The organism is Clostridioides sp. LIBA-7602 (assembly GCF_056688945.1).
Genome location: NZ_CP196991.1, coordinates 3,277,759 through 3,294,897, shown reverse-complemented (window position 1 = coordinate 3,294,897; position 17,139 = coordinate 3,277,759). Strand labels below are relative to the sequence as shown.

Below are 17,139 nucleotides of genomic sequence, written 5' to 3'. Positions count from 1 at the left end.
TTTTTATTTATAATAAAGATTCTCTTTGAGTGTCTTTTTTTATTGTCTGAAACTATAGCATTTAAATTCATGGAAAATTAAAGATTTATTGAGGGAGGATTGTTATTTCATGAAAAAGGCAATATCTTGTGTACTAGCAGTGTCCATGTGTAGTGCACCATTGAATGTTTTTGCAGAGCCTATATTAGAGGGAAAACTAAGGGCAGTTGAAAAATCAGTTACAGAAAAGCTAAAGGGGAATCTAGAAGTGGATTTAAATTTTTCACTTCCAATCAAAAATAATGAATCAGAAAGTATAACTGATATACAGCTACAATTAAAAGATGGTAGTAATAATAGTGGGATAATAAAACTTGGAGGTAAAAATTCAGGAAGTATAAATATAGGAACAGATTCTATAGACTATACTATCAAAAAATTATCTGCAAATAGAAGTGAAATAAAAGAAAAAGATGAAAATATATCATATTACAATATTATGTTCAGCAATTTACCTGTTGGAAAATACAAGGTAGAAGTCTCTGGAAGTGGATTTAAGAATAAAGAAGTTAACGATATTGATATATCAAGTTATTCTCAAAGGGTTTTATTAAGTAATAGAGCAAGTGTAGATAGTAAAAATAAACCTTTAAACTATGAACTATTCTTAATAGGTGATGTAAATGGAGACGGAAAAGTAGATAAAAATGATTATAATGAAGTTTTAGAAAATATAGATTCAAATAAAAAAGAATATGATTTAAATAGAGATGGAAAGGTAGATATTGCTGACCTAGACTATGTACATAAAAATCTAGGACAAAATGAAAATGCAAATAGTCTAGAAAGTATAGTACCTACCAATCCTATAGTAGATACAAGTAAGGTAACATTAGAAGAAAATAGTGATACAAATATTCAAGGTACTGTAGAAGATTTGTTTAGTGGAGAAAACAATGGAGTTACAATATCTCCAGCAAATAAAGATGATAAAATATCAGAAGAAAAACCAGCAGTAATGGATATAGCTTTATCAGAAGCACTTGATATGGAAGTCATAAATATTAAAGCTCCTGAAGGGAGTGCTCCAGCAAAAGGAATAGTTGAGGTTACGGATAAAGATGGTAATGTTCAACAGATTCCTTATGAAAACAAAGAGTATGTGAAAACTTTAAAAGAAGAACAACAAGAAGAAGTAAATAATAAAGAAGAAAATACAGAGCAATCTGATAATAACTCAGATAATACTCAAGAAGAAAACAATGATAAAGAAGAATCAGATTCTAATACAAATGAACAAGAAAACAATGATAAAGAGAGTAATGATAAAGAAAGCTCATCAACTGATAAATCTGATTTAGACAAAAATACACCAAAAGAAGATAATAATATTAGTAAAGATGATAACTCTACGACATCTACATATAGTAGGTCAGCTTTAGAAACATATGCAGATGTTCAAAATAGCGATATAGTGATAAATCTTGGCAAACAAGTAGCAGTAAAAAAGATAACTATAAAAATAACAGCTACAACTGCTAATGATAGAAATCTTGCAGAAATATCTAAAGTTGAGTTTTTAAATAATGTTTATAAAGAAATACCAAAGCCAGAAATGAATATACCAAAAATTAATAAAATAGCAACTAGTACTGCTGTTGGAAATGAAAAGGTATCTTTTTATTGGAACAATGAAGTAAATGTATCTGCATATGAACTTATATTAGATACGATTGATAGTAAAGGTAAAGTATTATCAACTAAAAAATTACAAACTAGCAAAAATACTATAGAAGTTAGAGATATAGAAGCATATGGATTATATAGAGTTAGCATACAATCTTTAAATGGAGATTGGTCTAGTGGATACAAAGATGCAACATCAGAGAATTTAGATGGAGTACCAGAAAATGTAGACTCAAACTATAAGCCAATACAATTTAGCCCAGATAGTATATTAGAGTTTCAAGTTGTTCCAGATACAAAACCAGAGCCACCAGAAGGCATAAGCATTAAAGGAAGATTTAAAGCTCTTGATGTAAGTTGGAAAAATCATAAACAAGCTAAAGATTTTGACTTATATTACAGAGAAAAAGGTTCTAATGGCTCTTGGATAAAATACAATGATAAGCTTATTCGAGGAACAAGCTCAAAAATAGAAGGGCTTAAAGATAATACAACGTATGAAGTTAGAATGACAGCTACTAACCACTTGGGAACTAGTGGAATGTCTAAAATATATCTAGGCACAACTGAAAGTGTAGATGCTCCAACAACGCCTAACTACAGATTGATTAATACTCCTAAATCTGATGCTGGATTTGGAATACCAACTAATCATATAGTTGATGTCACTTATCCAGCTAAATATGATGCAAGTGAATATAGTGATAAAAATCCATTTGATAAATTTAATATAGTAGATGGAGACTTTACAACACATTGGACTTTCTCAGAATACAATGCTGCTGAGGGAACAAATAGAGGTCCAATCATAACTTTTGATAAAGCTTATACTATGGATACTTTTATGGCTACACCTAGATTTGATATTTCTGATAAGACAATTAATGACTTTGAGATACAGTATTGGGATGAAAATGGTCAATTACACAATTTAGGAGATGTACCTTTTGAAACAAAGACAGACCCTGTAAATAATAATAAATACGTGATGGTTAGATTAAAAGAACCAATAAATGCGACTAAGATACAAGTTAGTGTTTGTTCTTCTTATTCCTATAAAGCTAATATATCAGAGATTAAATTCTATGAGTATGACAGTATAGAAAAAGAGGTAAGAGACTTATTTACAGACGATTTACAAGTTGAATTAAAAGAAGGTATAACTCAAGAAAAAATAACAGAACTAAAAGATAGACTTAATATTCCAGATACAGCAAGTGGAGAATATCATCCATATAAGACTGTTATAGAAAGAGAATTAAAATTAGCTCAAGACTTATATAATGATAGAGCAACGCTTACTGATGTGACTACTGTCAATCAAGATATAAATGTATCAGGAAAATATAAAGATAAGAGTGGAAAATATACTGTTAAGTCGAATAACTTAGGTATGGGAAATGACTGGCAGGCATTGGGAGTAGCTGCTAGGGCTGGAGATGAAATTACGATATATGTTGGAAGTAAAAGTGGTAAGACTCCTAAGTTAATATATACTCAATATTATGGAGAGTCTGGAGCATATAAGAGTGGAGAAATAAATCTTAGCACTGGTAAAAATGTAATTCAGCTGAGTAAGCTTCACAGCTTAGATGCAGAACGTGGAGGAAGCTTATATATAAGATACCCTTATGATACTCCAAGTGGTGGAGATATAAAAGTGCGTGTAGCAGGAGCTACTAAGATACCACACCTTAACTTAAATGGAATGATAAATGACAATAGCCCTGAGGGAGTTTCTAAGTCTAAAGAAAAAATAAAAACTTATATAGAAGAATTAACTAAATATAAGGATGAGATAAAAGGAGAACCATACTATCCAGGAACCAATATTGGTAATTCATATGGATATTCAGAAACAACAGGTGTATTAAATACTACTGACATTGAAAGTGACAAAGTAACATTAAACGTTCCAGCAACAGCTGTATATCAAGGAATATCAAAAGGAAACTCTGATTTAAATACACAAGTAGATAGACTATATAATAGTATGCTTGCATGGGAACAAATTATGGATTTAATATACTCTGAAAGAGGAGTATTTAAAACACAAGATTTAGATGGTAATGGAACTATAGATGATAATGAGTTTAATATAACTAAAAATGATATGGCTCCAAAATCTCGTATGAACATAAAATATCAAAGAATGTTTATTGGAGCATTTATGTATGCTTCTGGTCTACATGTAGGAGTGGAATACGGTTCAGTTCCAGGGCTTATGAACGGAGTGCCTTTCCAAATAGATGCTAATGGAAAAGCTAGTGGCGGAAGTTTATTTGGATGGGGAATAGGTCATGAGATAGGGCATGTTACAGATATAGGTAAGATGACATACAGTGAGACTAGTAACAATGTACTTGCACTACTTGCTCAGACATTTGATGATGAGACACATTCAAGACTTGAAGGTTCTACAATGGACAAGATATATGAACATGTTACTTCAAATAGTTTGGGGATACCAAGTAACGTATTTGAAAGACTTGGAATGTTATGGCAATTACATTTAGCATATGATGATGATTTTACTGGTTCAATGTTAAAGAATAATTCAGATGCTGATTTAGGTAATGATTCATTCTATGCTAAAATTTCTAGAAAATACAGAGCACTTTCAAGTGATGACCCAATAAATAACTTGCCAAAAGACCAAATGCTAGTTGCTATGGCATCAAGTGTTGTTGAAAAAGATTTAAGAGACTACTTTAAGGCATGGGGAGTAGAGATTACACCAGAGCTAAACAGTATAATGGATAGTAAGAAGTTCGAAAAAGAGACTAGAAAGATACAGTATGTAAATGATGAGGCTAGAAGAAAGATTTTAAATGAAAACATATCTAACATGGCAGAAGATACTAAGGTAAGTGCTAGTTTTACTGATGGAGTGCAAAGTGGCTCTTTAGTTAAATCTAATAAGATATCTATAGATTTAGATGTTGATAAAGATAAAGATAAAATATTGGGATATGAAATAATAAGAAGTGATGGAAACTACTTAGATGGAGAAAATGGAACTCAAGTAAAATACAGAACAGTAGGTTTTGTGGATGCAAAAGGAAATAGTAAAGCTCAATTTACTGACAATATATCTCCTCTTAATAACAGAGCATTTACATATAAAGTAGTTGCATATGACTATCACTTAAAGCCAACAGCCGAGTTTGAAGTTGGTACTGTAAAATTATCTGATGAAGGAAAAATTAATAAGTCAGCATGGTCATTTATAACAAATACTGTTTCTGATGGTGATATTAGAACTGAAAATGACTCACATGGACCACTACAAAATCCTGAAATTGATAATATAAAGGATAATGATGCAAGCACTACTTATAAAGGAAAGAGAATTAGTAAAGCTGAATGGAACAAAGACCCACAAAAAGACCCAGATATAAATGTAGAAGAAAATCCATATATAATAGTAGATATGAAAGAGACATTACCTATAGTTGGATTAAAGTATATAAAACCAAAGACAGAAGCTAGAAAGTTTTCACTAAAAGGACTGTTTAGTCTTAGAAAGGATACTAGCACAACATACAGTCCATTGACTACTTACAAGATACAAGTAAGTAATGATAAAAAAACTTGGGAAGATGTGAGTAAAGGAACTTTTGAATATGGACAAGACTTAGTTGGTGGAGGAAAAGACCAAGATAATGAAGCTAGAGTTACATTTAATAAAGATGGTAATCTTTGGACTTATCAAGCTAGATATGTAAAATTAATATCAAACAATAAGTCTAATATAGAAGTTGCAGAGCTTGATGTAATAGGGCCTCCAGGTGATAATATAGAGATTGGAACAGTGAATAGTGCAGACCAAACTCGTACTAATGGAATTGGAAGGTTAGCAGAGGATTATATCTATCAAAGTGATGACCCTGATACAAGCGAAGATGAAACAGCTAAGATTCCAGCAGGTTCAATAGTAATTACAGGGGAATATAGTGGAAATCCAGCATTTAATTTACCATTACTTGTAGATAAAAACAATAAAACTATCTCTGGAGAAGCTCTTTTATTTGCAGAGGTGCCAAAAAATGGACAATTAGGTGAGATAAGCAAAGGTACATGGGTTTATTATATGCCAAAAGAAGACTTCAACTCTTTAAGTGATAAGGTTAAAGCAGAACTTTATAGATACAATGACCTTCAGGGAGATATTCCAGTAGGTCAAAGATTTGTAAGTGATACAATGTATGTACCTGTGGAAGCTAAAACTTATGATGAGTTAAAGACGATAAATCTTACTGATAGTAATAGTAAAGCTAGAAAGGTTACCAGAGGTATTATTGATGTGAGTGATAAGAAGGTAGTTACTGTAAATAATAAAGTAAAGAGCAATATTGTCAGAGACAAATAGTATGTGAAAGTCTGAAAAGACTAAGATAGCAGTGTGATATTGGGCATTTTGTGTGAGTAGTGGCTAAAAAATAAAAAAGTAATTTGTCAAAAATAAAGTATGTATAATGTAACTATAAATTTAGGGTAATTTATAAATTAAATATAAGAAGCTAGATGGATAAAGGATTTTATTCATCTAGCTGATGATAGATAAGGACGGGTGTTGATGAGTAAAGGAAAATCTTTTATAAGAACTATCGCAGTGTCGAGTATGGCAGTAGCTATAACTGGAAGTGCGACATGTGCATATGCTGCTCCAGTGTTGCAAGGAACAAAGTCATATGAAAAGGTGAATACTATAGATATTTCTGTGGAATCAGTAGAGAATATAGTGTATTCGTTTCAAGCTAGTATAAAGGTGCAAGGTGAGGTTGAACTAATAGATAATGAACCAGGTCAAAAGATTAAGTGGTCTGATAATATATCAAAGCAGATAAAAAATGGAAATGCTAATGCTAGTTATGTACCAACATATGATAAAATAAGTAATACAACTACATTGGATATATATGTAACATCAAGTGAGAATCTTTTGGATGGAAATACATTAAATATAGGAAAAATATCAGTAAAGAAATCTAGTGGAAATACAAATATAACATATAAGATTGTAGGAAATGGTACAGATAGTAAACCTGCATTAAAAATTGTAACTTATAATAGTAAGACTATAGACTTTAAAAATATAACTTCTAGTGATGGAGAAAGTTTTAGTATTGTTGAAGAGAATGAAATTAAACCAACAGGAGGTAGTGGAGCTAGTAAAGTTGACCCAGAAAAGTATGAAATTAGTCAAGGAGATGCTTTAGAATATCTAATAAATAATTTTGGTACAAGTTATTATCTTGTAAATAGTACAATAGAAGAAAATAGTTCAGATTTAATCACAAAACTTGAACTATCTCAGAAAAGAACAAAACTTAGAAAAGCCGTAGCAAATAAATATGTGGAAATTAAAACTCCTAAATCCTTAAAATCTATAGTTGAAAGTGAACTATCAAAACTAGATGCAAATTCGACTACATCTGGAGGTTCAAATAATACAGATAATAGTTCAGATGGAACTTCTGGAGGAAATTCAGGTGGTGGAAGTTCGAGTAATTCTGCATCTAATGTAATGGTAAAAAAATTAAAAGGCTCAGATAGATTTGAGACAGCGGTTAAAATTTCTCAAAGTGGTTGGGAAAAATCAGATACAGTCATAATTGTAAATGGAGAAGACAAAAGTATGGTGGATGGGCTTACAGCTACGCCACTTGCTAGTGTAAAAAACTCACCAATTCTTTTATCTTCAAATGATAAGCTTCCTCAGAAAACTATAGAAGAGATAAAAAGATTGAATCCATCAAAAGTAATTTTAATAGGTGGAAATAATTCTATGCCAAATGCAGTGATTGAATCAATTAAGGCTATAAATTCAAAAATATCAGTACAAAGAATAGGCGGAGATACAAGATACCAGACTTCTATTAATATAGCAAAAGAAATTGATAAGACAAATAATGTAAGCAAGTTGTATATAGGAGCAGGAAATGGAGAAGCTGATTCATTATCAATAGCATCATTAGCTGGAAAGGAAAAAACTCCAATAGTGCTTACACAAAAAGATGGTGTAGACAATGAAGCTGAACAGTTTATTAAATCAAATAAGGTGTCAAATATATATTTTATTGGTGGAGTGGAAAAAATATCTAATAAAGCCATTGAACAAGTTGGGAAAATAGTAGACAAAGATATATCAAAAAATAGAGTTGCAGGGCAAAGTAGACAAGAGACAAATGCAAAAGTAATAGATAAATTCTATTCTCAATCTAAACTTGATGGAGTTGTAGTTGCAAATCAAGACAAGCTTATAGATGCTTTAGCAGTTGGTCCATTGGCAGCTAAGAATAATTCGCCAGTTGTGCTTGCTACAAATACGTTAGATAAATCACAAGAAATTTCGTTGAAAAATAAAAATTCATCAAAGCTATTTGAAGTAGGAGGAGGAATAGCTTCATCTGTAGTGGATAAGATTAAGAGTTTAATTGAATCAAAATAAATATCAAATTAAATATAAATAAGTAAGTTTAAAATAAGAATGTATTTAGATATAAATCATATGTCTAAGTACATTCTTATTTTTATTTATATTGTCTTAACAATATTATAGTGAAATATGTGTGATAATTTAAGTGAAATTAAATTCAACTTATAAAATGATGTGAATTATTTTTATTGATGAAATATATTTTATAAACATTAAAAATATAACTAGAGATAGTTTTTAAATTTTTAATAAAATAAAATATTAATATATAGACGAGATATATTTATATAAGATATACTTTATAATATACAAAAAATAACAAAATAATTAAAAAAAGGTAAAAATAATATAAATATAAAATATAAAAATCATCAGGGGGATATGAAAGTGAACAAAAAAATATTATCATTAGGTCTAGCAATATCATTAATCTTGGTAAACTTCAAAAGTGTAAATGCATCATCAGTAGTAGAAAAAATATATGGTAAAGATAGATATGAAACAGCAGCAAAGATAGCTGATAAACAAACTTATGAAACAGTAATTTTAGTAAATACAGAAAAATCACTTGCAGATGGATTGAGTGCAAGTGGATTGTCAGGTGCTACAAAAGCACCAATATTATTTACACAAAAAAATAAGATACCAACAGAGACAAATAGATGTTTAAAAAATATCAAAAAAGCATACATAATAGGTACAGAAGATACTATAAGTAAATCAGTAGAAAAAGAACTAGATTCTAAAAATATAGAAGTAAAGAGAATTGGTGGAGAAGATAGACTAAAAACAAGTTATCTAATAGCTAAAGAAATAGCAACTATAAAAAAAGTGGACAAAGTGCTATTAACTAATGCATATAGTGGAGAAGCAGATGCAATGAGTGTATCATCAGTAGCTAATAGAGATGGAGCTCCAATAATACTTACAGATGGAAAGAGTGTACCTTTTGATGTAAAAAATATTCTATCATATTGTATAGGCTCAGAAGAGATAATGAGTAACTCTCTAGTTAAAAATACAAACTCAGTAAGAATAGAAGGAACTGACCGATTTGAAACTAATAAAAAGGTAATAGACTACTTTTTTAAAAGTACAGATGGGTTTTATGTGTCAGATGGCTATCAGTTAGTAGATGCTATAGCAGCTGCACCACTTACTAAAGACTATCCAATGGTATTAGTAAATGATGGTAGTGATAAGAATATATTAGAAGGAGCTAAACATATAACTTCTATAGGTGAATTGAGTAATAAAGTGATACAACAATGTGTAAGTGCATCGGAATCAAATGGACAACCTCCAACAATCACAGTAGGGACTACAGAGATATATAAAGGCGAAAAGTTTGATAGTGGGAAATTGAATATAGTAGCTAAAGATAATACTGGGAAGGTATTGCCAATAAAAATTGATGGATTTATAGACACAAATAGAGTAGGTGCATACATATTGACATTAAAGGCTACAGATGAATGGGGAAAAAGCACAGAAAAAAGAGTAGAAATAAAAGTGCTAGATGATAAAACTCATGATTATAATAGCCCAGAATTTAAAACAATGGTGTCTACTGAAATGTATAACTTAATTAATTCTTATAGAAAAGAAAAAGGTAAAGTAGCTTTGGTAGTGTCTAGTAAGCTAGAGGGTATGGCAAATGCATGGTCTAAGTACATGATGGATAAAAAAGTTTTTGCACATTATATAGATGGTAAAAATGCTCCACAAGTATTTTCTGATTTTGGAATGAGAAGTGAGGAAAATATAGCATATATTTATATCAACTCTAAAAATGTCCAAACTACTCAAGATGCAAAAGATTTAGCAAAGGCTATATTTGAAGTATGGAAGAAGTCTCCTGAGTATAATGCAAATATGCTTAGTAATGAGTTCTATAGTACTGGATTTGGGATTTATATATTATCTGATGGTCAGGTGCATGCTACTCAAGAGTTTTTAAATGGCAATTAAGTCGTTTTGTAAAAATTTCCATAAATCTTGTTTTTTTATTAATTTACTGATATCATAAAATGAAAATCACATCTAATGTACTTTTTATAATCTGCTTTGTTATCATCTTACAGATTATGGTATCTTAGATGTTTTTTATTTTAGTAATTTATAAATTTTGAGGGAATCACTACTGAGGATGTAATTTATGATTAGCTGAATTATATAAAAAATTAGTAGGAGGGGTTCGATGAAAGCAAATAAGAGAATATTATCAATAGGATTGGCAGTATCATTAATAATGGCAGGAGCACTAAACATTAATGCACTTTCAAGTATAGAAAAGATACAAGGGAAAGATAGATATGAAACAGCCGCAAAAATTGCACAGAAGCAAACATATGAAAATGTGGTATTAGTAAACACAGACAATACTCTAGCAGATGGACTTAGTGCAAGTGGATTAGCAGGGGCAGTTAAAGCACCTATATTGTTAGCACAAAAAAATAATATCCCATCAGACACAGAAAATATGCTAAAAGATGTAAAGAAGGTCTACATAATAGGAACTGAAGATTCAATAGGGAAGTCAGTTGAAAATAAGTTAAAACAAAAAGGGATAGAAGTTAAAAGAATAGGTGGTAATGATAGAATAGAAACAAGTTATCTTATAGCAAAGGAAATAGCTTCAATAAAGACTATAGATAAGGTTTTTATAACTAATGGGTATAAAGGTGAAGCAGATGCTATGAGTGTATCATCAGTAGCATCAAGAGATGGTGCCCCTATAATTTTAACTGATGGGAAAAGTATTCCATTTGAGAAAAAAGAAGGTGTACAATGTTATGCACTTGGTTCAGAAGAGATAATAAGTAATGATTTAGTTAAGAAAGCCAATGCAGTTAGATTAGCTGGTGAAGATAGATTTGAGACTAATAAAAAAGTTATAAAACATTTTTATAGTTCAGCAAAAGAGTTCTATCTTTCTAAAGGATTCCAATTAGTAGATGCAGTTGCTGGTTCTTCTATAGCTAAAAATGCACCAATTGTATTAGTTGATGGAAGTAGTGATAAGTCTGTACTTAGAAGTGCTGATAAAATCACAGCACTAGGAGGCATAGATGAGAAAACACTACAACAATGTTTAAGTGCATCATCATTGGATGCAAGTGCACCAACAATAACAGTTGGAAATTTAAATGTATATCAAGGAGATAAGTTTGATATAGGTAAGTTAAATATAGTTGCGAAGGATAATAAGGGAAATGAATTAAAACCAGAACTTATAGGAGAAGTTAATACTGATAAGGTTGGTAAATATAAAGTTACTATAAAAGCTACTGATATTGGTGGAAAAACTACATCAATAAGTGTAGAGATAAATGTACTTGAATATAAGACTAATGACATGAATAGTGCTGATTTTAAAATGATGGTTTCTAGTGAAATGTACAATTTGGTAAATTCTTATAGAAAAGAAAAAGGGAAAGAGCCATTACAAGTATCTAAAAATTTACAAGGAATGGCAAATTATTGGTCTAAGTATATGGCTGATAAAGGAGAATTCGCGCATGTAATAAATGGTAAAAATGCTGCTGAAGTATTTTCTGGTGGAATGAGAAGTGAAGAAAATATAGCTTTTGTTCCACTTACTACAAAGAGTACTTATACAACAAAAGATGCTAGAGAAGTGGCAAATGTAATATTTACAGTTTGGAAGAAGTCTGATAAATATAACGAAAACATGTTAAATAGTAACTTTGCGTACACTGGATTTGGATTATATATATTACCAGATGGACAAGTGTATGCTACTCAAGAATTTCTAAATAAATAAAATTAAATTTATTAGGTTGTTACATCTTGAAGTTTTGGGTATAAAAATTCATATATCTGGAGAAAATAATAATTTAAAAAAATAGCTTGCAAAAAGAATAAAAATGGATTATTATAGAGATGTGAGAAATATTAGGAATATATGGATGATTATTCTATGTACATAATAAAGAGATGTAATTTTAATATAATGTTGGGAGGAATTTAAGAAATGAATAAGAAAAATATAGCAATAGCTATGTCAGGTTTAACAGTTTTAGCTTCGGCTGCTCCTGTATTTGCTGCAGTTGGAACACCAAGTAAGGAATATATAACTGTTCAAAAAGATTACAAAGATACACTTAAAAAAATACAAGCAGGTATTACAAGTGGTGCAATAACTGACTTAGTAGTAACTTATGACAAAGATAAGGTAGTAGGAACTTTTGATTATGCAGCTGCTACTACAGCAACAGCTAAAAAAGATGCAGCTACTCAATTACTTAATCTTGTTGATTCAAAATTAGATAACTTAGGTGATGGGGACTTAGTAACATTTACAGTGAAGTATGATGCTGCAGAAACAGTTCATACTGAAGAAGAAATTGATGCACTTCAAACTAAACTTGAAAATACAGTAGTTGCTAATCCAGCGACAGAAACTACAGCTGGTGTAGTAGTAGCAAATTCTACTAATACAAAAGCAGCAGATAGACCTATCTATCTTAAAGATTTATTTGGTTTTGTAAAAGCAGTTGATGGAGCAGGATATAAATTAACTGCAACTCCAAAGTCAGATGTAACTGCTATAAGTGATTATAAATATGCAGACAATACAAAAGGAACATGGGCAGCTGCTAAAGCTTTCGCTGCTGTTACACCAAGTGCTGCTGTAGATGTTGCAAAAGGAAAAGTATACAATGCTAAAGCATCATTTAAAGTTGATACAACAGGATCAGATGTTACTGTATCTACTCTAGTTGTTGATTCGCTTGATGAAGCAGCGACTGTAGATGTAAAAGTTATAAATGCAAAGGAAACAACTGTAGATATAGATTCTAGTACTAGCACAAGTGCTGAAGATTTAGCTAAAAAATATGTTTTTGATGAAGATTATTTAGATAAAGTATATAAAGAATTAACTAGTGATGAGCAGTATGGAAATCTAGTACAACTAGTAAGTGGTAGATACCAAGTAGCTCTTTATCCAGAAGGAAAAAGATTAGAAACTAAGGGAGCAACAGATGTAGAAAATACTCCTGTTAAATTCCTTCTTAAATCAGATAAGATAAAAGATATGAAAGATTATATAGATGATTTAAGAACATACAACAATAGTTATTCAAATGTTGTAACTGTAGCTGGAGAAGATAGAATAGAAACAGCTATAGAATTAAGTAATAAATACTATAACTCTGATGATAAGCATGCTATAACTGATTCAGCAACTGATTCAATAGTTTTAGTTGGTTCTCAAGCTATAGTTGATGGTCTTGTTGCATCACCTTTAGCATCAGAAAAACATGCTCCATTATTATTAACTTCAAAAGATAAATTAGATTCTAATGTTAAATCTGAAATAAAAAGAGTTATGGATTTAAAATCTACAAGTGGTATAAACACTTCTAAAAAAGTTTATTTAGCTGGTGGAGTTAACTCTATATCTAAAGAAGTAGAAAATGAATTAAAAGATATGGGACTTAAAGTTACAAGATTATCTGGAGATGATAGATATGAAACTTCTTTAGCTATAGCTGATGAAGTAGGTCTTGATAATGATAAAGCATTTGTAGTTGGTGGAACTGGATTAGCAGATGCTATGAGTATAGCTCCAGTTGCTTCTCAATTAAAGAAATCTAATGGAGATTTAGATGCTACAGATGGTGATGCTACTCCAATCGTAGTTGTAGATGGAAAAGCTAAAACTATAAACAATGAGACAGAAGATTTCTTAAACAATGCACAAGTTGATATAATAGGTGGAGAGAACAGTGTATCTAAAGATATAGAAAAAGCTATAGATGATGCTACTGGAAAAGAGCCTAATAGAACAAGTGGAGATGATAGACAAGCTACTAATGCAGAAGTAATGAAGGAAACTGATTACTTCGAAAAAGGTAGTGTAATAAACTACTTCGTAGCAAAAGATGGTTCTACTAAAGAGGATCAATTAGTAGATGCTTTAGCAGCAGCTCCAGTTGCAGCTAACTTTGGTTCTACTTATGATGGTAAAGATGCTAATGGAACTGTTTCTCCAGCTCCAATAGTATTAGCTACTGATAGCTTATCTGCAGACCAAAATGTAGGTGTAAGTAAATCAGTTCATGATGATGGTGGAAAGAACTTAGTTCAAGTTGGTAAAGGTATAGCTAGTTCAGTAATAAGCAAAATGAAAGATTTATTAGATATGTAATATAAGTTTTAATAAAACTTTAAATATAAAAAGACTTCTCTTATGAGGAGTCTTTTTTCGATAAAAAAATAAATGTAAAATAAAATAGAGGCTATAAATAGCCTCTATTTTATGTGAGAAATACCTAAATAAAAAGATGTTTAATTTATTTAAGTAAAATCATTATACTATAAATCAAAATAATTGTCTACTATTATGGATTTTTAATGTATAATAGTAATTGGACAATAGAAAAGGAGGTGCTTATATGTCAGTTATAGATGCAATACTTGACAAAGCAGATGAACAAGAAATAAAGAAATTAAATGTTATAGTAGATAAAATAGATGCTCTAGAAGACAGTATGAAAAACTCTTCAGATGAAGAATTAAAAAATATGACAGAGTTGTTTAAAAATAGACTTAAAAATGGAGAAACTTTGGATGATATACTTCCAGAAGCATTTGCTGTAGTTAGAGAAGTATCAAGAAGAAAACTTGGGATGCGCCAATATAGAGTACAGTTAATTGGTGGTATAGTAATACATCAAGGTAAGATAGCAGAGATGAGAACTGGTGAAGGTAAAACTTTAGTTGAAGTAGCGCCAGTGTACTTAAATGCTCTTACAGGCAAAGGGGTACATGTAATCACAGTAAATGATTATCTAGCAGAACGTGATAAGGAGCTTATGCGACCAGTTTACGAATCTCTTGGTATGACAGTAGGAGTAATTATAGCTAACCAAGACCCAAATATAAGAAAACAACAATATAAATGTGATATAACTTATGGTACAAATAGTGAATTTGGGTTTGACTATTTAAGAGATAATATGGTACCAGATTTATCTTATAAGGTACAAAGAGAACTAAATTTTGCCATAGTAGATGAGGTAGACTCAATATTAATAGACGAAGCTAGAACTCCACTTATAATTGCTGGAGATGGAGATGAAGATTTAAATCTTTATGAGCTAGCAAATAACTTTATAAAAACTGTCAAAGAAGAAGATTTTGAGATGGATAGAAAAGATAAAACTATAGCATTAACAGCAAATGGTATAAGTAAGGCAGAGTCGTTTTTTGGTATAAAGAATATTACTGATATAAAGAATATAGAATTATATCATCATATAAATCAAGCTTTAAGAGGTCATAAGCTTATGGAAAAAGATGTTGACTATGTTATTTCAAATGGAGAAGTAATGATAGTTGATGAATTTACAGGAAGAGTAATGGATGGAAGAAGATTTACAGATGGACTTCACCAAGCTATAGAAGCTAAAGAAGGTGTTGAAATAAAAAATGAATCTAAAACCATGGCTACAGTTACTTATCAAAATTTCTTTAGATTATATGGAAAACTTTCAGGAATGACTGGTACTGCAAAGACAGAAGAAGGCGAATTTGAGTCAATTTATAAATTAAATGTTGTTCAAATCCCAACTAATAAACCAGTTATTAGAGCTGATTTACATGACAAAGTATTTAAAACGGAAGAAGAAAAATACAATGCTGTTGTAGAAGAAATAATAAGGATACATAAGACTAGACAACCAATACTTGTTGGAACAGTTTCTGTTGAAAAGTCTGAAAAGTTATCTAAAATGCTTAAAAAACAAGGTATAAAACACCAAGTCTTAAATGCAAAACAACATGATAAAGAGGCAGAAATAATCTCTAAAGCTGGTAAATTGGATGCTATAACAATTGCCACAAATATGGCAGGTAGAGGAACTGATATTTCTTTAGGAGCAGGAGATAAAGAAGAAGAACAAGAAGTTAAAAATTTAGGTGGTCTTTATGTTATAGGAACAGAAAGACATGAATCAAGAAGAATTGATAACCAGCTTAGAGGACGTTCTGGTCGTCAAGGAGACCCAGGTACATCAAGATTTTTTGTAAGTCTCGAAGATGATGTAATAAAACTTTATGGTGGAAAAACTATAGAGAAATTAATGAAGAGAACAAGTTCAAATGAAAATAAAGCTATTGAAAGTAAGGCACTTACAAGAGCTATAGAAAGAGCACAAAAAGGTGTAGAAGGTAAAAATTTTGAAATAAGAAAAAATGTTCTTAAATATGATGATACTATAAATGAACAGAGAAAAGTTATATACAATGAAAGAAATAAAGTTCTAAATGATGAGGATATTCAAGAAGATATCCAAAAAATGGTTAAGGATATTATACAAGAAGCAGGAGAAACTTATTTAGTTGGAAGAAAAAGAGATTATTATGGATATTTTAAATATTTATATAGTACATTTATGCCAGCAGATACATTATTAATTCCTGGAGTAGATAAAAAAAGTGTTCAAGAAATAATTGATAGCACTTATGAAATTTCGAAAAGAGTTTATGACTTGAAAAAGATGATGGTTGGTATTGAAAAGGTTGCAGAGTTGGAAAAGACAGTACTTTTAAAAGTAGTTGACCAATACTGGATAGACCACATAGATGCTATGGAACAATTGAGACAGTACGTAGGTCTAAAAACTTATGCTCAAAAAGATCCATTTAAGGAATATGCTTTAGAAGGATACGATATGTTTGAAGAACTAAATAAAAATATAAGGGAAACAACAGTACAATATCTATATAAATTTAATTAAAAATGATAACTTAGATTACCTTCATTAAAAATAGGTAATAATAAGTATTTTGATTTATATATGATAAGATTATAATTAAATTAATAAATTCATATAAATGAAAAAGAAGCTGAAAATCAGCTTCTTTTTCTGTGTGAGAAATACGGAAAAAAGAGATGCTTGAAATTTCTTTCTTCCATTTAATATTATACTATAAAGAAGATGAAAAGTCTATCAGTTATAAACTGGATTATAAAAAAAAATTACAATTTTGTTACTTTT

General features: G+C 30.3%; 6 protein-coding genes. All 6 read left to right on the top strand.

The features are described from left to right. Positions 1–109 precede the first annotated feature (109 nt). The 6 genes from ACTG45_RS15505 (at position 110) to secA (ending at position 16,878) form a co-directional block, all read left to right on the top strand. Positions 110–6,037: a M60 family metallopeptidase gene (locus ACTG45_RS15505; RefSeq protein WP_479919319.1), complete on the top strand. Its 5,928-nt coding sequence runs from the start codon at positions 110–112 to the stop codon at positions 6,035–6,037. A 207-nt stretch (positions 6,038–6,244) separates the two neighbouring features. Next, positions 6,245–8,119, top strand: a complete 1,875-nt coding sequence (locus ACTG45_RS15500) for a cell wall-binding repeat-containing protein (protein ID WP_479919318.1) — start codon at positions 6,245–6,247, stop codon at positions 8,117–8,119. Between the two features lie 369 nt (positions 8,120–8,488). After that, positions 8,489–10,078, top strand: coding sequence for a cell wall-binding repeat-containing protein (locus ACTG45_RS15495; RefSeq protein ID WP_479919317.1), 1,590 nt, complete (start codon positions 8,489–8,491; stop codon positions 10,076–10,078). A 229-nt stretch (positions 10,079–10,307) separates the two neighbouring features. Continuing rightward, the gene (locus ACTG45_RS15490) at positions 10,308–11,894 is read left to right on the top strand and encodes a cell wall-binding repeat-containing protein (RefSeq protein ID WP_479919316.1); all 1,587 of its coding nucleotides are present in this window, start codon (positions 10,308–10,310) and stop codon (positions 11,892–11,894) included. Positions 11,895–12,104: 210 nt separating this feature from the next. Beyond that, positions 12,105–14,285: an S-layer protein SlpA gene (slpA, locus tag ACTG45_RS15485; RefSeq protein ID WP_479919315.1), complete on the top strand. Its 2,181-nt coding sequence runs from the start codon at positions 12,105–12,107 to the stop codon at positions 14,283–14,285. Positions 14,286–14,532: 247 nt separating this feature from the next. Further along, the gene (secA, locus tag ACTG45_RS15480) at positions 14,533–16,878 is read left to right on the top strand and encodes a preprotein translocase subunit SecA (RefSeq protein ID WP_479919314.1); all 2,346 of its coding nucleotides are present in this window, start codon (positions 14,533–14,535) and stop codon (positions 16,876–16,878) included. Positions 16,879–17,139 lie beyond the last annotated feature (261 nt).